Consider the following 21092-nt stretch of genomic DNA (forward strand, 5'->3'; position numbering starts at 1 on the left):
CCCAAGTGTTAAACTTGGTTAAATTTTCCCAACAATTAGAATAAGTTATTTCACTGCTGCCTCTTGGAGTGAGACGATTTTTTGCGCAGTACATCCTCATCGGATACCACTAAAGTATAATTATCCTGCCGAACCCCCTTGAGCAGCTGATCGACGCTATCCTTTGGCACATCGATCATCTCCAATGCAATGGCACCCAATCTGAGACTTCCTTCCAGTGCTTCCGGAAATGCATGGCTTGCACCGGCACTGACCTGATGGCCGCAGGCTTCGAGATCCCTGGCCCGGGAGATAATCGGTACATGGGGATAGGTGTTTCTGATATGGGTGATTGCCCGCAAGGCAATAAGTCCGCTATTGACCGTCAATACCACCAAAGAGGCATTTCCAAGATTGGCGGCATCCAGCAGATCCGGATCACTGATGTCACCGTAGTAGACCGGCAAGCCATCCTTCTTTCCCTGGGCTACCCGTTCCGGATTGGTATCAAACACAACCAAGGGTACACCACTGGTATGCAGCAACACAGCAACCGTATGCCCTACCCTGCCATAGCCGCCAATAACCACCTTTTTCGGGATATCTCCATGCTCCATAGGATACTTGAGGTGTTCAGTATCCTGTTTTTGGCTGCTGATCTTTTTCGCAAATCTGTCGCTGAGACCGACCAGCAACGGGGTGATCAGCATACTGACAGAGATCACCCCCACTGCCATGACAAAGGTACTGTCATTGATCAGTTGCAGCGCCTTGGCCGATCCAAAAAGAACAAATCCAAACTCCCCGCCCTGAGCCAGAAAAAAACTGATCCGCAAGGCAATGGGTTTGGTTACACCGAACATCAGTGCCAACGAAAACAGCACCAGAATCTTGATCGCTACGATCACCACAATGTGCTGCACAAACATCGCTAACTCATCATAGATCGAGGAAAAATCGATGGACATGCCCACTGCGACGAAAAACAGGCTCATCAGTAATCCCTTATAGGGTTCGATATAGGCCTGTATCTGTAACCGATAGCTGGATCCGGAAAGCAGCATACCCATGACGAAGGCACCCAGTGCCATGGAGAGTCCCGCTTGATCCATTGCCCAGGCGGCCAGGAACACCGCCAGCATCACCACCAACAGAAATCCCTCACGATTCGCCTGTTGCGCCAGGTGGTTGAGCACCACAGGAAGCACATAACGCCCGATCACATAGACTGCGGCGATCATGCCCACCACGATACCCAGCTGTTGCCAGAGGGGGACATCGGCGGAGAGGCGGCCGGCATCCGAGAGGATCGGTACAGCCGCCAACAGTGGTACGATCGCCAGATCCTGCATCAGTAGAATTGAGAAAGCCGTCATACCATGCTTGCTGGCAATCTCTCCCCGATCATGAAGTATCTGTATCACAAATGCAGTGGATGAGAGCGCAAAGGTCAGACCGATCAACAGGGAGAGGGACCAGGAGGATTCATAGAGATGCACATAGAACGCAATGATCAATCCGGTAACCAGGATCTGCAGTGACCCCAGACCGAATACTTCCCGACGCATTGCCCATAATCGTTTCGGTCGCATCTCCAGACCGATCAGAAACAGCAGCAACACAACACCTAGCTCGGTGAAATGGCGGACATCCTCAACATGTTCCGTCACATAAGGGCCTGGTGAGTAGGGACCGACAACGATTCCGGCAACCAACAGTCCCAATACGGAACCAAGCCCAAGGTGCTTGAACAAAGCAACTGCCACTGAAGTGGCAATCAATAACATCAAAGCTGATACTAAGAAGGTATCCAGGTGCATAAGATTCTTACATTGGAATTGAGGGTAAACACTGACTCACTACTCGCCGATTATGACAGGCCAACCGTTTGTTATTTAAATTAGAAACCTCTGATGTATTCACAATTTGCCTTCCCGGTGATTGCCGGGATCCAGGAAAATCCAATAGATGGATTCTGTCATTCGGCGGAGTAATGGATTATCCAGAGATTCCATCAATACCACACTTTTTTCTTTGCAGTGCAATTCTTCAACCGGTTTGGGACTATTCATAACCAGACCTAGAAATCCTCTTTGGTTTATCTGCACGGGGAGATGATACCTTCTCTGTATACGCACTGACAGTTGGCCATCCAGCCGTTGGCAGTTCGAGCAGGCCGTCAATCACAGATCGATTATGGCATGAGCCAAATTCGATTTGAATTTCCTCGCTTTTAACTACCCTAATTAATGTTGGGATATATTCTGCTTGTAATCATCCCCAACTGAACTAGCTTCAAGCATGAGGAACCTCTGTTAAATCAAACATCATCTGTTTGACTGAAAGGATGCTGCCCAGGTGGATTCGCGAGTCGGTGATCGTCTCCTATTGAATGCCGTTCATTCTTAAAGCCGACTCCCTTGCACAGCTGGGTGCATCACTGGATTCATCAGAGGTTTCTCACATACTGAAATAGACAATGTAATGCCGGGAGCTATCTCAGGTTGCATGTCAGTTACCTCAGTAGTGTAAATTTATATCGCTTTATCAGTTAGTTACAATGATTAGACCGGTTTACCTGAGCATCTAGACCAATCTATGGAGATTCTGAAATGATTGAGTTCGACGCCAATGCAGTAGTACACATCAACGAAAATCTCTCAGCAGAAGAGATCCACAATATCGAAAAAGAGTTGTCCGGAGTCAGGGGTGTTGTCAGTGCCTGTGCTCATATCAAAACCCCCCATCTGATGGTTGTTGATTACGACCCTCAATCCATACACTCCTGCGATCTGCTCTTTTATATTGAAAGAAATGGTGTGCATGCCTCCCTGGTGGGCGGAATTTAGGTTTTTTTTAGCTTTATCCGAATTCAGATCAATAACCACACATAATTCATTCGTTATTATTCTGAAAAAAAAGGTGAGCCATTGAAAAAATAGAGATGCACAGTATCAAAAGATTCAATATCCCACTGGAAGTACTACTCGAAGCTAAAAAGTGTACTAAACATCATGCCTGTCTGACCGATGATGAGTACCAACTCTGCGGTATTCGCATCACTACGGAAAACCATGCCCGCATGGTATGTGGGAAGGGGATAGAGTGTCCATACAGTTCCCAACTGGGGAATCAGATCGTCTGTACCTGTCCGGTCAGACATGCCATCCACAGTAAATACGATATTTAGCACACAGCTGTTAGGGCCTGTTATCACGAATCCAATACGCCCTGCTGGATCTGTTTTTGTGCCCAGCAAGGCAGAATGAGCGTGGTGTAGTCATTCTACATGAGCGAATAATAACGCCGCCGGGTATAAAATCAGAATCTCTCTGAACCGTACACAAACCAGATCGAGGTAGAGTGACCATGCGGGAGTTCAGCGGTTTTCCGAAGCAGACGTTGCCGTTTCTACAAAAACTGGGCCGTAACAACGAGCGAGATTGGTTCAATGACCATAAGCAGGAGTACGAAACCTATGTGCGTGAGCCAGCGTTTGCCTTTATTGAGGAGATGGCGCCAAAACTGAAAACCTTGTCCAGCCATTTTCACGCCATCGCAAAAAAATCAGGTGGATCCTTGATGCGGGTCTATCGGGATACCCGCTTCTCCAAAGACAAGACACCCTACAAAACCAATATCGGTATTCAGTTCAGACACCAGCTCGGCAAAGATGTGCATGCACCGGGTTTCTATCTGCATATTGAACACAGCGGCTGTTTCATTGGTGCGGGAATCTGGCACCCAGAATCGAAAACTCTGGGTAAAATCAGAAACTTTATCGCGGATAACCCGGCCTCCTGGAGCGCCTTGAAAGAGCAGACTGAGTTCAGCACACAGTTTGAGCTTGCCGGGGATTCACTGAAACGGGCACCGAAAGGATTCACACCGGATCACCCGCTGATCGAGGACCTGAAACGTAAGGACTTTATCGCCCTCAAATCCTTCAATTGCTCACAGATCAACCGATCTGATTTTACCGACTTTGTCATGCATGGATTTCAAACTACAGACCAGCTGATGCGCTATCTCTGTACGGCGGTTGAAGTCAATTACTAGTAGGGCCTGTTCGTCACTATTTTGCAAGTTTCAGCCGTTGACGGATATCATCGCTGGCCTGTTGCAGTATTGAGTCCTTATCCACTGAATCGAGAATCTGCTGCACAATGGTTTTCGGACCGTCACTACCCCAGGAGCGCCCCTGGGAAAAGTAGCGCTGTGCCGCCAGTCCCACCACATAGGTGGTGTAGTAACCCATGCCACCTTGAGCTGCTGCAGTCACCACGGTCGACAGCCCTGCACTACTCGCTTTGAGTGCACTGGCAGCCAGATTCACACTCCACACCGTAGCCATCAGCAGAGCCATCTGGGAACCGATGGTCTTGATCAGCTGCCCGGCTTCACCCCGGCTAACCGACATACCGTAGACCTTTGCCAGATGCACAACCATTGAGGCATCCAGCGCCAAAGCCGCAACCAGATCGGCAACCGGTATCGGATTGACGGCAACCGCAATCCCTTTACCCAGGCAGTAGCCCCGGATCACCCGCTCTGCCACTTCCTGGCGTATCGCAACTACCCGTTCAGCCACCTCATCACTCAACTGGCCGGCAAACAGACTGGCATTCAATGCAGAGAGCGCCATACCCTCCTTTTCGATCAACAACCAGAGCGTGTCAGTCAACGCCAAAACATCCGCTTGCGGAGTTCTTCTGATCTCCTGCTCCTGACCCTGCTCATCCATCTGCAGATAGATCCGCTCTGCGGGACTTGCCGCTGTGGCAACGATATAGTCGGCAGAGACAATTCCGGCGAGTTTCTCTTGCAGACTGCCGAGTAACAGTTCCAGTTCATCCCTGGTGTATCGGTCCGCTTTGTTCAGCACCACGACCAAAGGACGATTCAGTTGAGACAGCTTCTGCATTGCCTGATGCTCTGTCTGGGTCAAATCACCATCCACCACAAACAGCACCAGATCCGCACGGCTCGCCACATCCTCAGCCATGCGTTCGCGCTCCTCACCACTGATTTCGTTGATACCCGGCGTATCGATCAGAAATACACCGGATGCTTCAACTTCACGCCAGGCAGCCATATCGCTATGGCGGGTCTCGCCGTGCAATGCACTGACTGCGAAACGCTGCTCGCCCAGCAGGGCATTCAGCAATGCGGATTTACCCACGCTGACACGACCAAATACCGCGATATGCAGGTGCCCATGCTCCAGCTTGTCGAGCATTGCCTGAACTTGGTGAAAATCATCCTTAAGTGAATCACGAACAGACCCAGGTAGCCGGTCATCACTCAGCAGTTCACGTAAATTCTCCCGCGCCAACTGCAGGTGGCCATCATTTTCTGATTCCTGCTCGTCAATCTTTTTTGATGAGCTGTTCCAGGGTGAGCCGCGCAAAATGTTTTGCACGTGCTTCCAGATTTCCACTCATTGTCTCCTCAAATTTATTTAAGACCACGCTCTTTTCCAGAGATTCCCCCTGTTCGAGGGTTTCAATAACTGACTCACCCAGGCTCTGAAATATCAATCCATAGGCCACGGCGTGAGTCGCCCCTCCCGTGACCGTGCCCAAGCCGGGAAATGCTTTCAATACATTTCCGGCCAGCGCCAACAACAGGGTCATGCGCTTACCTACATGCTGACCGGCCTGTTCAACCAGCTGCTCAAGATCCACATCTTTGACCCTTATCTCATAGAGTTCACAGAGTGCACCGATCATCTTGATGCCCAAATAACCTTGAATCAGAATATCGGTACCCGGGCTGACCGCAGCCATCGCCCCAAGCATCGCCTTACGGGTATACTCTTTTACCAGTTTTTCTCCTTGCTGCTGTCGATGCTCCACTGTCGCCGTATGGAGTTTTTCTGCACCGAGATGCAGAAGACTTTGGTCTCTCTGCTGCTCCAGGGTGTCTCGTTGATGAACAATTCTGTTGAGTATCTCTGCCAAAAGTGAATCCACTTGAGGTGGTCGTTCACGCAGTTCCCGCTTCTCATTCCCCTGTGCATCGATCCTGATCAACTCCTCCTGGCCACCAGCCTGAATTGATACCACTTTATCAATCCCCGGCAGCTGACTGGCAAGCCGTTGCATTATGGCAACCAGATCTTCATCGGTGTATCGATCCTGTTTGTTCAGAGCGACGATCAATGGCCGCTCAAAAGTCTGTAACTCAACCAGTTCCCGATGTTGATCGCGAGTCAGTTCGGCATCACAAACATAGATCACCAGATGTGCCCGTCGTGCTTCCTCCCGGGCAATCTGTACACGCGCTTCGTTACTGTCAAGGATACCCGGGGCATCGGTAAATATGAGTCGTTCACCCTGGATTTCACAAGGGTAATGCTCGACGGCCTTGGTGGTACCTGCCCTTGGGTCAGTCTGGATCTCCTCAACCCCGGTGATCGCCATGATTAATGCACTTTTGCCAGCGGATACCGGCCCAAAGAAGGCCACATAGCGATCGGCACTTTCGCTACGCTGGTCCAGTTCAAAAAGCTCCTGCCGGGCCTGCGAAACATCAACACCCTTCTTATCGGCTTTTTCCAATGCATTGTTAAATGCTTCACGATCTTCAGGCAGTGGTATCTGCCGCTGTGTTGGAGCCTCCTGTTTTACCGGTTTTCCAGGCTTGAACAGTCGCCAGATGAGAAAAAACAGCCCCAAACTGAAGAGGAACAGCCCGATCCCATAGAAGACCAACAGTTTGGGTGAGAGTTGATCCAGCAAATGCCAGATATTCAGTGCAGACTCAGTAAGTTGCAGAGTTAGCAATAGAATCAATAGTCCGAGAAACAGGATCAACATCAGCAGAATCAACCTGAATATCCGCTTCGATGATCGATTTTTCTGCTGCTCTATCATTAATAAAACCTTATTGATACCTTTCTCATTGACCTGGCACCCCTCTCGGAGACTTACAGCCGCCAACTGTATGTCATGTTATTATTCATTAGACAAGTGAATATGTCGTAAACAGTCGCCAGTTACTAGGGCCTGAAAATAGGAGTCTCCTATGATCCTCCTCCCCAATTCACGTGACGCCTGGAAGACAGATCAGTTCAATGAGACATTAAAGCAAGAATTGGAGAGTGTCGACCCGGTTAGCCTGCCATTGCAACAGAATCTGGCACTCAGCAGCTACGTCAGTGATGAACCATTCAGTGTCATGGTGATTCAGAGCCATGAAGAGACTCGAGCGATCCTGGCCAAAGTTGGAATCATCTACAGTGGCGTCGAAGCTGGCTGCAACTGCGCGGATGATCCAACCCCGATCGAGACACAACCGGAATATTGTGAGGTTATCATGTCTATCGATAAAGCGTCTGCTGAAGCCACGTTTATTGGTCCAGAGGAGAGCTAAGTTGGTTTCAGGACTTGTGACCACCGTGCCGGAATGGTGACTCAGTCACCACCCCAACAGACGCCGAACAGCCCTAGTTTGCTTCTCATTAGTTACCGGCCATCTTGGTGTTTACTCGAATGCTGTCAAATTCTCAGTCGGCGAGGCTTGAGTTATTTGAGCTAAATGTTCCACCTGAACGTAATCAGCAGCATCCGACCAGTAGTGGCTGTTATGACCTGACAGGTCAGATCTCGGTAACATGATAAATGCATCCAGTGCTTTGATGCTGGCCCGTGTCGAGCTAACCCTGGCCTGATCCGCACGCATTAAAGAGGGATGCAGTCTGACCCCATCAGCAGACAGATAAGCTAGTACTTTATAAGCTGTTTCATTACAGGAGAAATTCCCCAGTAAAACTGCAATACCCAATCGTGACAGCTGGTTCAAAAGCCTTTTGGCCGCCTTCAGCTCCGGGGCAATTGCCGGCAGATCAAACTCAATGATCAGACCGGTTCCGACGACGTGGAGTCGGCGCAGCTCTGACTGAATGAAAGGGATAAGTTGATCATCATGAATAGCCAGACCGGACATCCAGATCAGGATCCTCTCAGTATTGCCACAAAACAGAGAGGCGCCAAGCTGACGAATTGCTTGTTTGCAGACCAATCGGTTAAGCATTCCCATCCCATCAAACTGGCTAGCACTCTGGTAGATTCCCCCAATCTCATCATGCAAACCGGTGGATGGTGAAAATCCGGGAATCTGTTCTATGATTGCTCCAGCCTCATGAAGTGCCATATAGCGCTGCTCATGAAACTCAACTGCACCAATTTGTAGTGCAGACCTGACCTGATCTCTCAGCTGGAGATCCGTTTGCTTTTCTACGATCGGTGTTTTTATTTGCGGCTCATCATGGCGTAAATAGGGTACAGCAGCCTGTTCTAACGCAGCATTTGCGATGAACTCAGCTTGTTGCAGAATTGCATAGGCCCAGTCATCGGAGGAATCAATCATAACCAGGCCGATACCCCAGCTGGGGGTAACGCCTTTGGCACGGGAGAGTTCATCGGTTATCTGTTGTGCACAACCCCGGCCCAGTTGATCTATATCAGACACAAGCTCACGTTTTATGAGAATACCAAGCGTGGTATTTCCAGTTCTGGCAATCAGATCCCGCTTGCCAAGGAGAGGATTCAGGACATCAGATATGAGTGAGATCAAAGCGTGATTTGCCGCTGACGACTGCTCGTCAGTCAAGCTCTCATCACTCTCCAAAGTGATCAGAAAAAGTGCCATGAATTCACATTCAAGTGCGTTTCCGGTGCAACATAGATCCAGTTCATCAAGCAGCCTACGGCGGTCAACCACACCTGTGATTGCATCATCAATGGTTGTTTCATGATAGCTGAGTATCTGTTTGGCACGCATGATTCGGGTTTGCACTGTCGCAATTAGGTGTGGGGCTCTAACCGGTTTGGTTAAATAGTCATCTGCCCCGGAATGCAGTGCCAGAATCTTTTTTTCGATATCCTCTTCACCCGAAAGGAAGACAATTGGGATAAAACATGTGGTGGCCTTGGCACGGATCAATTGTGTCAATTCGATTCCGTTGGCGCCGGGCATGTAGAGATCCATCAGCACAAGATCAGGCTGAAATCCTTCGACAGCTTCCATAACATTCATGGGGTCGGTGGTTACCAGGGTTTCAAATCCCCCTTTCTTTAACAACTTACGCGCGAATTCCGCCTGTGATTCATCATCCTCTACCACCAGTACCCGGTAACGCGGGTTTAATTCAGGCGAGAGAATGTGCGTGATGCCAGCCATCAGTTCATTGACATTGATTGGCTCTGAATAACATTGACTCGAGCCTGCACGTAACACTTCCAGCCGGGTTTCAACATCACAAGCATTGGATATGAAAACCAACTCCGGGGATTTCGCTTGACCTCGATTCAGATCTGAAAAACAGAGTTTTATCTGATCGATAAAGGGTAGGTATCGAGTGTCCAGCAGCAGTAAATCAACCGGATGGTTGATCAGCACACTTTCAAGCGAATCGATATCAGCCAACTGTCTGACTGACCAACCGTTCTTTTCAATAGTCGTTGTGATCAGATCACCATTCACGTTGTTGCGTGGTAAATAGATCACCTGACAGGAATTGATCGACAGATCAATGTGTGGCTGACCGGAGCTTGAGGCTTCGACGGCCTCAGTGAGTTGAGCCAGATAGAGAGAGAGTTGATCCATCTCATCTCTATCGGGCAGTTCATGCTCTTCATGAATATCGCTGATTACTTTTTCTATTGCCAGACAGAGTTCGAATATAGTCACCAAACCCGAGGCTTTGCTAGTTCGACTGAGCTCATGGAGCAGACGAAGAGCAGTCTGGATACAGGAACTGTTCCATAATCCGGAAGGCAGTATCGGCCAGTTACTCTTAAGTTGATCAAGTAGTTTCGGCAGCTGTTGCAGCGCCTCATGATCCATTGAATCTTCGCATGTGGACATCCCATTCACCCTAATAACAACCATGTTCTTGATTGGCCGGAATCCGATCCATGATCATACCAGCCTAAGCTCAGACACTTGGTGGGGACTCTGGACCGCTGAAAGTTGGCCCTCCCATCCACACGGCCAGAATAGAACCCAACTCCATACCTGAGATTGGGACAGGGTTTTTTCCATTCAGTGCAGCCATCAAACGGACACCAAGCTATTAACCCGGTAACCTTGAAGCCCTGACTTACCTGACCACTGGGTTAATGGAGTCAAACTGTGACTTTATCTTGAGATTAACGTAATTTATCGAGACAGTCACTGATAGAATCAGTGTTGAGTGCATTGCCACACAGAATCATCTTGGGCTTGTTGACACCAATCCAGTCAACAGATTAGGGCCTCAGTGATAGGCGAGTGGTAAATCTAAACAATGTTGCAATTTTTTAACCGACCAATAACCGCAAAGCGGCTGACAGGCCAGCTCAGATCAGTCGATTTAAAATGAACAACCTTGATAACTTCGCACATAGATCAGACAGACACCCCAAACCACAGCTTGTACGAACAGAGACGGGTTCGGCTTAAAAAGCTACATTGTCTCAGTACGGCCAGAGCCGAATTCAGCTTTGATAGACTAACTGATTGATTATTAATGAATAAAGAGCTCTAATATAGTCACATCATTATCTGCATCCCTATTTTCAATAGGTTACAGACTTTTTGACCATACCGGCCTCGCCTATAGCACCTGGGATTATTTATTTATGAGCTCGGCTGACTTTTCAATCGATCAAATACGAAACATTGGCCTCATAGCCCATATAGATGCTGGCAAAACCACCACAACGGAACGCATGCTCTATTATTGCGGGCGTACCCGTCAGGTAGGCTCCGTTGATGATGGCACCACCATAACCGATTGGATGGACCAGGAGCGGGAAAGAGGCATCACCATCGTGGCTGCTTCAGTCACCGCCCTATGGCAGGATTGCCAGATCAATCTCATTGATACACCTGGACATATCGATTTTACAGCTGAAGTACAGCGGGCATTGAGAGTCCTTGATGGTGCCGTCGTGGTGTTTGATGCCTCGCAGGGTGTCGAACCACAGAGTGAGACGGTATGGCGCCAGGCCGACAAATACCGTGTCCCGCGCATCTGTTTCATCAATAAGATGGACAGACTCGGAGCGGAGTTTGAGAAGTCCGTTGAGAGCATACGAAAACAGCTTTCAGCAAACCCGGTCGGTTTGCAATTACCGATCGGTGCAGAGAGTGAATTTCAAGGTGTTATCGATTTAATCAACATGCAATCCATCGTCTGGCAGGAGTCCCTGGACAGCCCGCTTGAGTATCAGGATATCCCACCAGAGCTGAACACAGCAGCCCAATCGGCACGCAATAGCATGATCGAGGCCATTGCTGAAGTGGATGACCAGCTGCTCAGCCTATGGCTGGAAAATGCCGAGGTCACAGAATCACAAATCAAGGCGGCTCTGCGCCGGGCTACGATTAGCAATAGCCTTACCCCGGTACTCTGTGGCAGTGCTTTTAAAAACAAAGCCGTACAACCTCTGCTGGATGCCATTGTCGACTACCTGCCCTCACCTGTCGATGTCGGCTCGGTTACAGGGGTTGACCCGAAATCGGACAAGGTAATTGAGCGTGATCCCGACCCAGAGTCGCCATTGAGCGCGCTGATATTCAAAACTGTAACAGATCCCTATGCAGGTAGACTATGTTATGTCAGGGTCTACTCGGGTGTACTGCAATCCGGCGCTAACATACTCAATCCAAGACACAACCGGCCCCTGCGCGTCGGACGCCTTGAAAGGATGTATGCCGAACATCGTGAAGACATCAAGCAGATCGGCACAGGGGATATCGCCGCTCTGTTGGGGCTGAAAGAGACAGTAACCGGAGATACGCTCTGTGCCGTCAAACAACCTCTGTTACTCGAAGCGATCTCATTTCCGGAACCGGTCATCAAAATCACCATCTCGCCAATGACTGCACAGGATAATGACAAGCTGGCTAATGCTCTGCAGCAACTCGCAGAAGATGATCCAACCTTTAAATTCGAAGCCGAAAAAGAGACCGGACAGACCCTGCTTGGCGGTATGGGGGAACTTCATCTGGAGGTGGTTCTGGAGCGGTTGAAGCGCGAGCATGGAGTGACAGTACGCACAGGTATGCCGAAGGTTGCCTATAAAGAGACGATCAACCGACCGGTAAAAAACGCAGAGGGCCGTTTCATTAGGCAGACCGGTGGTCATGGCCAATATGGACATGTTGTCATTTCTCTTACCCCGGACACCTCCACAGACGGAGTGATCTTTGAAAACAGCATCAAAGCCGGTGCCATACCGGCGCAATTCATCCCGGCCATTGAAGAGGGAATTACCGAATCGTCCCGCAGCGGTGTCATCAGTGGTTATCCGGTGACCGGGATCAAAGTAAGTCTGATCGATGGTTCATACCACGAGATGGATTCAACTCCCCTATCCTTCAAAGTCGCCGCCGGCATGGCATTTCGTTCAGGGCTGGAGTCGGGCAATCCAACGCTGCTGGAACCTGTTGTGAACTGCAATGTGATTACCCCGGAAGAACACCTTGGGGATGTATTGGCACAACTGGCAAACCGGCGGGCGGAGATCGAAGGGATCTCAGACCGGCCTGGCGGTATCAAATCCATACACAATCTTGTTCCCCTCTCTGAGATGTTTGGCTATGCAACAGAGCTGAGGTCCGCCACCCACGGGCGGGGTACATTTACTATGGAGTTCGACCACTATGCCGCAGTATCCAAAGAGATAATGCGCACGATGGGCAGATGATTCAAATCGTTTAGCCACCAAAGCGTGTCAACCATGAAAGGCCTGGTCCGACTCGAGATAGGTGAGTTCTTCTTTACTGCTCTGCCGACCTAAAACCGCATTGCGATGGGGAAACCTGCCGAATTGACGGATGATTTCACGGTGGTGTTTAGCCCACTTAACACTCTCTTGCATACCTGCTGCTTCAAATAGCATAACGGAGTAATCCTGATCTGGCAGGGATTCACTGTGCATGAACGGTAGATACAGGAAAGCCCGCTGATCGGTTGGCAACTGTGTATCGAAACCTGCAAGGATTGCATGATTCGCCACCTCTCTCGAATGTTGCTCTGTCGAGTATCCCAGCGGTTGATCTCGAAACATGTTCAATGGAAACTGATCCAGTAAGATCACCAGTGCCAAACACCCTTCACTGCTAGCCAGCCAACTGTCGAGTTCACCACGCCTAGCCTGCTCCCAAACAGCCAAAAATCGGGTTTTAAGCTGTTGATCAAACTCAGGGGTAGATCTGAAATGACGAGGTCTTATCTCATCAGAAAACCAGAAATCGAGTAGTTCTTGGGGATTGTCCACAGATTATCCTAGGCATTAAATCGACAGTGGTAGTTATTTCAGTGAAAGTAAGATTGAATCTTAGCCCAATACGCGACTAGTGGACCATGCGGTAACTGGACGATCTGCTTTCAACCGCAGGCAATCGTACCAGCAAACTGCAACTTCAATCGGCCAGCTCCAGATCCTCCCAGATCGCCTCCAGCCCTGCTTCGGCGCAGGCCCCATCGATACTATCCCGCTCAGATGAGCCTGGAGGCGCACCGGATACGCCGATCCCGCCAAGGGTTCCACCTTGTGCTGTGATAACCAGTCCGCCACCCACCAGCAGAGCACCAGGATTATGCTGCACCTGATTGGGAATACGACCCTCTTTCAGCAGACCGGCCAGAACCGATGTGGATTGCCGGAAACTGTTTGCCGTCCAGGCTTTCCGTATCGCTGTTTCAATAGTGTGTGGCCCTGCAAAACGGTCGCGAAGCAATGCCGTAACATTCCCGCCTCTGTCAACCACAGCCACCGTAACCGAGTAACCCTTCTTCCGGCATGCCTTGATTGCCCCGTCCACAGCTTTGGATGCTAACTCAAGGCTCAGACTTCGACTGGTGTACAAACCTTCACTTTCGGCAAAACCGCTGTGTGTTACCAGGCACAATGCCATGAACAAAATCGCCTTAATCGTATGGTACATTACAAATCCCCAGGTAATTAAGATGGAAACGGGTGAAATCTGTCATACAGACGGATGGAGTTATGTAACAAATGTCACACAGATCATGTTTTGCGGGTATGTGTATAACAAACTTTGTGTTATAGACCTTGTAAACAGTATTCGAGTGTTCAGTATCAGATGCTATAGAGCGTCGGGGACTCAATCTCTCCTGATAGTAACCCTGTTCACGATTAGGCACCTATACAGGGCAGACCTAAACGATCATCCGGTCTGGTAAAAAAGCGGCAATAGCCAACTGAATGCCAGCCACATGATTAGAATCAAGGGAAATCCAACCCGGACAAAATCGCCGAAAGTATAGTTACCGGCACTCATGACCAGCAGATTGGTCTGATAGGCCATAGGCGTGGCATAGCTCATGTTGGCACCAAACAGCACGGCAAGCACAAATGGCTCTGTCGGCAGATTCAGATTCTGCGCGATTCCGATCGCCACTGGGGTACCGATAACCGCAGCGGCATTGTTCGACACTACATTGGTCAGCAACGCCATCAACAACATCAGGCTACTGAGAATCACGGTTGGGGATGCCCCGGCGGTCAATTTAACGAAACTGTCTGCCAGAAACTCACTTCCCCCGGTCATCAGCAGTGCATTACCCAAGGCGAGACTGGCAACGATGATCAGAATCACCTGGGCATTCAGTGCCCGGCCGATATCGCGCCAGCTGAGACAACCACACAATAACATCAGCAACACGCCGGTTACCGCACTGACCGCAATCGACAGAATACCCAGTGCGGCAAACAGAACAATTCCCAGCATGATCGCCAATGAATAGGGCGCACGTCGGGTATGAGGCAAATCTGTCTTGGCATCCAATACCATGACGATCGACTGCTGTTTCAGTTCGTGTATCTGATCGCGTTTTCCTTGTACCAGCAGGACATCACCGACCCTCAGGCTTAGATTACCCAATCCCTGGGGCATGGATCGGATACGTTCATTGGCACGGTGAACGGCCAATACGACCAATTGGTAGCTATCGGCAAAACGTATCTCATTCAGTGTGCGGTTCTGCAGGGGGGAGCCCCTGAAAATTATCGCTTCTGCCAACTGCTGATCGTCCGCACGAAGCGGGTGATCACTATCCACCTCATCCCCACCGGAATAGAGCGTTGCCCCTATCTGCTGTTCAAAAGCTTTCAGATTGGCGGGTGTATCGTGCACCAACAGGCGATCACCAGGATTAAGCTGGGCATCAGGAAGAGGCATGATATAGGTCGTTTCACTACGCCTGATCCCCTCTACCTGCATATGCTCATGGGTCAGGGCTATGGCTTCCGAAAGACTCATACCCGCTACCGTACTATCCTCCTTTATGACCAGATGGGCAGTAAAAATCCGTGGTGAACTATCTGCCAGAACCAGCTCTCTGCTTGGCAGTATGCGGGGGGCGATCAGCCATAAATAGAGCATGGCGATCGTGTTGGCTATCAGTGCCGGGACGACGAAATCGAACATCTCTATCCGATCCAATCCCATATCAGCCGCGACTCCGATAACCAGAAGATTGGTCGAAGTACCGATTGTGGTACTCATGCCACCGATCAATGTCGCAAATCCCATCGGCATCAGTAATGCCGAGGCGTCACTCTTGGTCTGTAGCGCCACGCTGACCAGAATAGGCAATAGAAGCACCACGATGGGTGTATTGTTGATGAATGCACTCATCACGGCCGCGATCAACAGTGTGAGCAGAAATGAAATTGTCGGACTAACCCGCCATAAATTAGCCAATGTTCGTCCAATCGGCTCCAGCGCACCTGATCTGACAAGGCCATGACCCGCCACCATCAACGCACAGACAGCAATCAATGCTTCATGACCAAAGCCGCTGAAAAAATCGGCTGATTGAACCCTGCCTGCTGACCCTTGGTAAGGAAACAACTCAAAGCCGAGTGTAAGCAGAGTCAAAATCACCAATGCTGAACTCTCCAGTGGGATCTTTTCCCGGCTGAATAGCACCAATGCCAATCCTGTAAGCAGCAATACGGCTAGCATGTGTGAATTGAGCATTCCGTTTTCTATCATTTCTCTCCACTGCCGGTTGTAGTATTTGCCGGTAACAACCCAGCGCAGCAATCAAAACTAATCGTAATAGGACTTTTGAAAGGGCAAGCGATTGAAACAGGGGTGGATGATGCTGGTCGTTCTTAGGCCAGTATAGCCGCTTTGTGGCGGCTCAAAAAAATCCCGGCAAGCGCCGGGATAATGTGGAGGATCACAATGTTCAAAGCGAGTTACGCTCGAAACACAGATCAATATGCAGCAAACGGGCCAAAATCTTTTTTATATATATTTCAATTAGTTAATAAATATCATCACCGGATCAGCCCTGACTCATGCACCAATATCGTTCAACATGCACAACATCGACTGGTTCATTCTCGTGCAAGAGTATTCCCACACTTTTACTCTATAAAGGTGCAACAACTGTTAACAGTCAGATCAGATTGGAGTTGGCTGCAACTCAATCTTGAGCGAATACCAACCCACTCATTCCATTCAAAACACCATACTGAACTCAATGCTTTTTCAAAGATGAAATGTCCGCTGAAGACAACTTTCACACGATCTCTTCGGAGACTCAAAATCAAAGATGTTGTTGATAACAAAACCGGCCTTAATTTGAGAAACAACCAGATGCAATTTGTTGTTGAAATGGGAACGCAATACCGTGCTGGTTCAGTAACACCATTTCATGTTCGATTGATTGACAGAATAGGCTGAGGTTCCTGAATGCTTCTGTCCCTTGATATCGGTCAATCAATGATAATCCATCTCTCAGCATTTCCTGTTTATTGTTTTTCAGCTGAAACACAAACGTACCCACTCCCTGGAGAACCGAATGACAGTTATTATCACCCAGCTTTAAACTGTTTACAGATTAAAAATCTCTTGCTGAATCTATTTTTTATTTAAGAAAAAAAATGATCGGACGAAAGCATAGTTACGATTTAACGTGGTTTAGGGACTAAATTTCGTTGTATTCGTCATAAATTTATAGATTTTGTCGTAATAAATTGTCATAAGGTGTTGTTCTTATGCTCATCTCGAACTATATTATGCAAGTCTATTCAATCATATAGGAGTACCAATGGCACTTAAGAAAACTGTAAAAAAGCGTCGTAGAGCAAAACGAAAAGTTGTTTCTATGGAAGCAATCACAGAAGCTTTGCAAGCCGACATTAATCTTTCTGCAGCAAACAAACGTGCACTAAGCAGATTATCTAAAGCTGATAAGGCATTGGAGCGTCAAGACAAGATGCTTGCAACCAACAACGAACGCGTAGCGAAAGCTCGCGCCGCGGTAAGCAGTGCTAAGACTCCAGCCAGCAAAGCAAAAGCCAAAGAGCGTCTGGGTGCTGCTCAAGACAAGCTTAAGCAGGTCAAGGCAGATCGTAGTGCACTGGTTAGTGAGCAAAGTAAGGCGGCTCGTCTGGCAAAGGGGCTCTACAAAGCCATGCAATCTGCCCGTGCGAAAATGATCAAAGACTTTGAGAAGAGCGCGAAAGCTCTCGAAAAGGCCGTTGATTCACCACGCCGTCGGCGTCGCAGGACCAAGAAAAAAGCGGCGGCGGCTGTCGAATAAGCTGGCGATTCATGAAGAATTGAGTTCACTGTCCTGGCGTTCCAGGACAGTGAATCCCTCCTCCAACCACCCCCCTCCCACGAAAGATCACGAACGGCTGAAACCGGGCCTGTTCCATTTTCTTACATCTGATTGGATAAGACGCAACTGGTTTAGAGCCAATCTATCCTCCATTTGAAGTGGTTTAATTTTAAGACCTGTCATGACTGCAACATCCCACCAGCAGTTTTTACACTCAGCGAATGGGGTAAAGGTTACGCCACTTCAGTGATTGCGCAGATGCCTTTTTCGGCGGACCTTTCGATAGATCAATTTCTCAAACTCCACCAGAATCAACACACTTGATGCGACCAATACAATCACAATCCACATGCCGGCTGCTATCGGGGCCGTTCCGAAAAGAAACTGCAGCGGCGGCAGGTAGGTGAACCCCAACTGGAAAATCAATAATATTCCAATTGCATAGAGCACGTAGCGATTACCTACAAAGCCACCCCAGTTCACTATGGATGCTGTGATATAGCGAGAATTGAACAGGTAGAAGATCTCAAACATCACCAGGGTATTGACCGCGATGGTTCTTGCTTCCTCGATACTCAATCCCTGTTCACGCGCCATTATGAACAGACCAAAGGTTCCACCAGTGAGAATGGTTGAGACAAACAGAATCCGCCAAAGCAGAAATGGGGTCAGCAGTGGCTCACCAGCCTCTCTTGGTTTACGACGCATAACACCTGGCTCTGATGGCTCCATAGCCAGCGCCAACGCTAGAGTCACTGCAGTGATCATGTTGACCCATAAAATCTGTACCGGTGTCAGTGGGAGTTGATTGAAGCCGAGTACAATCGCTGAAAGAATGATTAAAGCCTCGCCGCCGTTTGTCGGTAGTATGAAGAGTATGGCTTTCTGTAAATTATCATAAACGGTCCTTCCCTCTTCTACAGCGGAGATGATTGAGGCAAAATTATCATCGGCAAGTACCATCTCGGCGGCTTCTTTTGCTGCTTCTGTACCATTCTGCCCCATTGCTGTTCCCACATCCGCACGCTTCAATGCCGGCGCGTCATTGATACCGTCTCCTGTCATGGCAACAACCTGTCGCTGATTCTGTAGTAGGGAGACAAGCCTCAGTTTATGCTCTGGACTCACCCGGGCAAATACATCAACATCCATGACTCGCTGACTCAACTGTTGGTCATCCATACGTTGCAGTTCCTGCCCGGTGAGCACGTCATCACTGTTCGCCAGATGTAATTGCCGGGCAATTGCCAATGCGGTCGCACCATGGTCCCCGGTAATCATTTTGACCGTGATACCGGCTTGTTGACACTGATTTATCGCTTTGATGGACTCACTCCTGGGAGGATCGATCAAACCAAACATGCCCAGCAGGATCATTCCTTGCTCTACATCCTGAAAATCCAATTCAATCTTATCGATTGGTGTTGGTTTGATCGCGATGGCCAACACACGCTGTCCCTGCTTTGCCATCTCATCGATCTGATTCAGCCAACGTTGTCTGTCCAGAGGCTCGTCACCAGCCAGGGTTCGCTGTAGTCGACAGATGCCCAGCAACTTTTCCGGAGCGCCTTTGATAATGATGAAAGCACCGCCACTGTGGCTGTGGTGGAGTGTTGCCATGAAGCGATGCTCAGACTCGAAGGGTATCAGGTCGGAACGCGGATGCTCCTGCTTCGCCGCATTTGTATCGAGACCAGCTTTGACACCGGCCACCAGTAGCGCACCCTCCATCGGATCACCATGAATTCGCCATTCGTTATTCTCAAGCTGTTGCAGCGACGCATCGTTACACAACACCGCAGCCCTCACCATTTCTCCAAGTTGCGGTAGATCTTCGACCTGGATCGCTTCACCATTCAGATTAATGGAACCGTGTGGGTCATAGCCGTCACCAGTCAGAGTAAAACTGTTCTGGCAGGTAACAATGGTACGCACAGCCATTTCGTTGCGTGTCAGGGTACCGGTTTTATCCGAACAGATAACCATCACCGATCCGAGAGTCTCAACAGCAGGTAGCTTTCGGATGATCGCATTCCGTTGCGCCATACGCTGCACGCCGATTGCCAGGGTAATGGTCATGATCGCCGGTAACCCTTCCGGTATCGCGGCAACAGCAAGACTTACTGCGGCTAGGAACATATCTGCCGCCTGATAACCTTGCAGTAAAATACCGAATAGAAAAGTGATTACGGCAATGGCCAGAATACCTAAGGTCAGCCAACGGCCAAATTGATCCATTTGTCGCAACAGTGGCGTTGTCGTGGATTTGACTTCAGCGACCAAGGAACCGATGCGACCGATTTCTGTATTCACTCCAGTCGCAACCACCACCCCTCTACCCTGTCCATGTGTTACCAGGGTTCCCGAGTAGGCCATATTTGTCCGATCTCCGAGAGGTGCATCCCTTTCCAGTGCCTGGACTCTCTTTTCGACAGCCATCGACTCGCCGGTCAATGCCGACTCCTGCAGCTGAAGTCCCTTCACCCGAAACAGCCTCAGGTCAGCGGGCACTCGATCACCTGACTGCAACAGCACCACATCCCCTACGACCAGCTGTTCAGCATCAACCGTAAGCTGCACTTCATCCCGTAACACCATGGCCTGCGGTGATAACATTTGGCGGATGGCATTCAGGGCATTTTCTGCTTTGCCCTCCTGGATATAGCCGATCAAGGCATTGATGACCACGACCCCAAAGATAACACTGGCATCCAGCCAATGCTGCAGCAGAGCGGTAACTACCCCCGCAACAATCAGTACATAGATCAGTAAATTATGGAATTGATGGAGAAAACGTATCCAGGCAGATACCGGCTCCGGCTCTGGAAGTCGATTGGCACCATAGCGTTCAAAGTGTATTTTCGCCTGATCACTCGACAATCCGGATTCATCCGAATCAAACCGTTCGAACGCCGCCTTGAAATCAGAATCATGCCAGTGCTCTTCGAGTTGTTGAGAATTACCCTGCCGGGCTGAGTCACTACTCCGGGTTGGTTTGAAAACTCTGTAAAGAGTGAAGATGACAACGATTACACACAACAGCGCCAGGCCGTTCCACCATATGTCACTAAACATGAACAGACTCTCTTATAACTTTTGATCGGCGAAGCTATCGAAAAATAAGGTGCAGACAGTGGCTGGTAATTCAAACCACGATTATCAGTAAATAGGCCGCCTCTCGCCTGCTGAGAATCAAATCATCGCAAACACTAACGGTATTTACTCACAATTAATGGTTCTAACTAACAATTATAATAAAGATCTTGAATACCACTGGAAAATTATGGGATTTTTCCTGACCAAGCGGAAAAGATGAGGCGTGTCGACAAGTGTAACCACTTCAACAGCAGTGTTTTATCAAACGTTCTTCGAGAGGGTTTCAGCCCTAGTGGGCCATGCGGTTAATTGTGTAACGCATTCTTGGCTCGGCCCACAGCAGCAATAATGTTGGCTGCAGGTTTGCTCCACTTAAAAGGTTTGGCGCTGTGCGTATTGTGAACCTTGATGAATC

At 49.2% G+C, this 21092-nt stretch carries 15 protein-coding genes; 7 read left to right on the forward strand and 8 right to left on the reverse strand.

All coding sequences use genetic code 11. From position 1 onward, the window contains the following. Positions 1–50: 50 nt before the first annotated feature. Complete coding sequence (locus AC4IE8_RS07040) at positions 51–1766, reverse strand: cation:proton antiporter domain-containing protein (RefSeq protein WP_490790654.1); 1716 nt, start codon at positions 1764–1766, stop codon at positions 51–53. A gap of 825 nt (positions 1767–2591) precedes the next feature. Between AC4IE8_RS07040 and AC4IE8_RS07045 the strand changes: the two genes are divergently transcribed. The 3 genes from AC4IE8_RS07045 to AC4IE8_RS07055 all read left to right on the forward strand — a co-directional run bounded on the left by AC4IE8_RS07045 (position 2592) and on the right by AC4IE8_RS07055 (position 4038). After that, entirely contained in the window at positions 2592–2828 is a 237-nt protein-coding gene (locus AC4IE8_RS07045) for a hypothetical protein (protein WP_068995338.1), read from the forward strand. A gap of 95 nt (positions 2829–2923) precedes the next feature. After that, entirely contained in the window at positions 2924–3169 is a 246-nt protein-coding gene (locus AC4IE8_RS07050) for a hypothetical protein (protein WP_490790655.1), read from the forward strand. Positions 3170–3348: 179 nt separating this feature from the next. Then, positions 3349–4038, forward strand: coding sequence for a DUF2461 domain-containing protein (locus AC4IE8_RS07055; RefSeq protein WP_490790656.1), 690 nt, complete (start codon positions 3349–3351; stop codon positions 4036–4038). 16 nt (positions 4039–4054) lie between these two features. Here AC4IE8_RS07055 and AC4IE8_RS07060 read toward each other — a convergent pair whose 3' ends face one another. Both AC4IE8_RS07060 and AC4IE8_RS07065 read right to left on the reverse strand, forming a co-directional pair. After that, positions 4055–5401: a DUF697 domain-containing protein gene (locus AC4IE8_RS07060; RefSeq protein ID WP_490790657.1), complete on the reverse strand. Its 1347-nt coding sequence runs from the start codon at positions 5399–5401 to the stop codon at positions 4055–4057. Beyond that, positions 5349–6857 carry a GTPase gene (locus tag AC4IE8_RS07065; protein ID WP_068995334.1) on the reverse strand — a complete coding sequence of 503 codons (1509 nt, stop codon included), beginning with the start codon at positions 6855–6857 and terminating at the stop codon, positions 5349–5351. The genes AC4IE8_RS07060 and AC4IE8_RS07065 overlap by 53 nt, the downstream gene beginning before the upstream one ends. Before the next feature lie 151 nt (positions 6858–7008). Here AC4IE8_RS07065 and AC4IE8_RS07070 point away from each other — a divergent pair, with 151 nt between their 5' ends. Next, positions 7009–7356 (forward strand): hypothetical protein, encoded by a 348-nt coding sequence (locus tag AC4IE8_RS07070; protein WP_068995333.1) that lies wholly within the window; start codon positions 7009–7011, stop codon positions 7354–7356. A gap of 111 nt (positions 7357–7467) precedes the next feature. Here AC4IE8_RS07070 and AC4IE8_RS07075 read toward each other — a convergent pair whose 3' ends face one another. Next, positions 7468–9852: a response regulator gene (locus tag AC4IE8_RS07075; RefSeq protein WP_490790658.1), complete on the reverse strand. Its 2385-nt coding sequence runs from the start codon at positions 9850–9852 to the stop codon at positions 7468–7470. Between the two features lie 755 nt (positions 9853–10607). On the opposite strand from AC4IE8_RS07075, the gene fusA reads away from it, so the two are divergent. Beyond that, positions 10608–12680, forward strand: a complete 2073-nt coding sequence (fusA, locus tag AC4IE8_RS07080; protein WP_068995329.1) for an elongation factor G — start codon at positions 10608–10610, stop codon at positions 12678–12680. A gap of 27 nt (positions 12681–12707) precedes the next feature. Here fusA and AC4IE8_RS07085 read toward each other — a convergent pair whose 3' ends face one another. The 3 genes from AC4IE8_RS07085 to AC4IE8_RS07095 form a co-directional block, all read right to left on the reverse strand. Next, complete coding sequence (locus tag AC4IE8_RS07085) at positions 12708–13253, reverse strand: DUF924 family protein (RefSeq protein ID WP_068995327.1); 546 nt, start codon at positions 13251–13253, stop codon at positions 12708–12710. Positions 13254–13398: 145 nt separating this feature from the next. After that, on the reverse strand, positions 13399–13923 hold the full coding sequence (locus tag AC4IE8_RS07090; protein ID WP_068995326.1) for a GlcG/HbpS family heme-binding protein: 525 nt from the start codon (positions 13921–13923) through the stop codon (positions 13399–13401). A gap of 243 nt (positions 13924–14166) precedes the next feature. Further along, positions 14167–15999, reverse strand: coding sequence for an SLC13 family permease (locus tag AC4IE8_RS07095; RefSeq protein ID WP_490790659.1), 1833 nt, complete (start codon positions 15997–15999; stop codon positions 14167–14169). A 195-nt stretch (positions 16000–16194) separates the two neighbouring features. Between AC4IE8_RS07095 and AC4IE8_RS07100 the strand changes: the two genes are divergently transcribed. Beyond that, positions 16195–16698 carry a hypothetical protein gene (locus tag AC4IE8_RS07100; RefSeq protein ID WP_490790660.1) on the forward strand — a complete coding sequence of 168 codons (504 nt, stop codon included), beginning with the start codon at positions 16195–16197 and terminating at the stop codon, positions 16696–16698. Between the two features lie 367 nt (positions 16699–17065). Then, on the forward strand, positions 17066–17560 hold the full coding sequence (locus tag AC4IE8_RS07105; RefSeq protein WP_490790661.1) for a hypothetical protein: 495 nt from the start codon (positions 17066–17068) through the stop codon (positions 17558–17560). Between the two features lie 264 nt (positions 17561–17824). Here the strand turns inward: AC4IE8_RS07105 and AC4IE8_RS07110 are convergent, their stop codons facing one another. Beyond that, positions 17825–20656, reverse strand: coding sequence for a cation-transporting P-type ATPase (locus tag AC4IE8_RS07110; RefSeq protein WP_068995321.1), 2832 nt, complete (start codon positions 20654–20656; stop codon positions 17825–17827). Positions 20657–21092 lie beyond the last annotated feature (436 nt).

This window comes from Candidatus Thiodiazotropha sp. AKAK2, assembly GCF_058244685.1.

Bases quoted from the DNA above. Each gene is read 5' to 3' on its own strand.
- AC4IE8_RS07040 (WP_490790654.1), bottom strand. From the start codon at position 1,766: ATGTTATTGATTGCCACTTCAGTGGCAGTTGCTTTGTTCAAGCACCTT.
- AC4IE8_RS07045 (WP_068995338.1), top strand. From the start codon at position 2,592: ATGATTGAGTTCGACGCCAATGCAGTAGTACACATCAACGAAAATCTC.
- AC4IE8_RS07050 (WP_490790655.1), top strand. From the start codon at position 2,924: ATGCACAGTATCAAAAGATTCAATATCCCACTGGAAGTACTACTCGAA.
- AC4IE8_RS07055 (WP_490790656.1), top strand. From the start codon at position 3,349: ATGCGGGAGTTCAGCGGTTTTCCGAAGCAGACGTTGCCGTTTCTACAA.
- AC4IE8_RS07065 (WP_068995334.1), bottom strand. From the start codon at position 6,857: ATGATAGAGCAGCAGAAAAATCGATCATCGAAGCGGATATTCAGGTTG.
- AC4IE8_RS07070 (WP_068995333.1), top strand. From the start codon at position 7,009: ATGATCCTCCTCCCCAATTCACGTGACGCCTGGAAGACAGATCAGTTC.
- AC4IE8_RS07075 (WP_490790658.1), bottom strand. From the start codon at position 9,852: ATGTCCACATGCGAAGATTCAATGGATCATGAGGCGCTGCAACAGCTG.
- fusA (WP_068995329.1), top strand. From the start codon at position 10,608: ATGAGCTCGGCTGACTTTTCAATCGATCAAATACGAAACATTGGCCTC.
- AC4IE8_RS07090 (WP_068995326.1), bottom strand. From the start codon at position 13,923: ATGTACCATACGATTAAGGCGATTTTGTTCATGGCATTGTGCCTGGTA.
- AC4IE8_RS07095 (WP_490790659.1), bottom strand. From the start codon at position 15,999: ATGATAGAAAACGGAATGCTCAATTCACACATGCTAGCCGTATTGCTG.
- AC4IE8_RS07100 (WP_490790660.1), top strand. From the start codon at position 16,195: ATGTTCAAAGCGAGTTACGCTCGAAACACAGATCAATATGCAGCAAAC.
- AC4IE8_RS07105 (WP_490790661.1), top strand. From the start codon at position 17,066: ATGGCACTTAAGAAAACTGTAAAAAAGCGTCGTAGAGCAAAACGAAAA.
- AC4IE8_RS07110 (WP_068995321.1), bottom strand. From the start codon at position 20,656: ATGTTTAGTGACATATGGTGGAACGGCCTGGCGCTGTTGTGTGTAATC.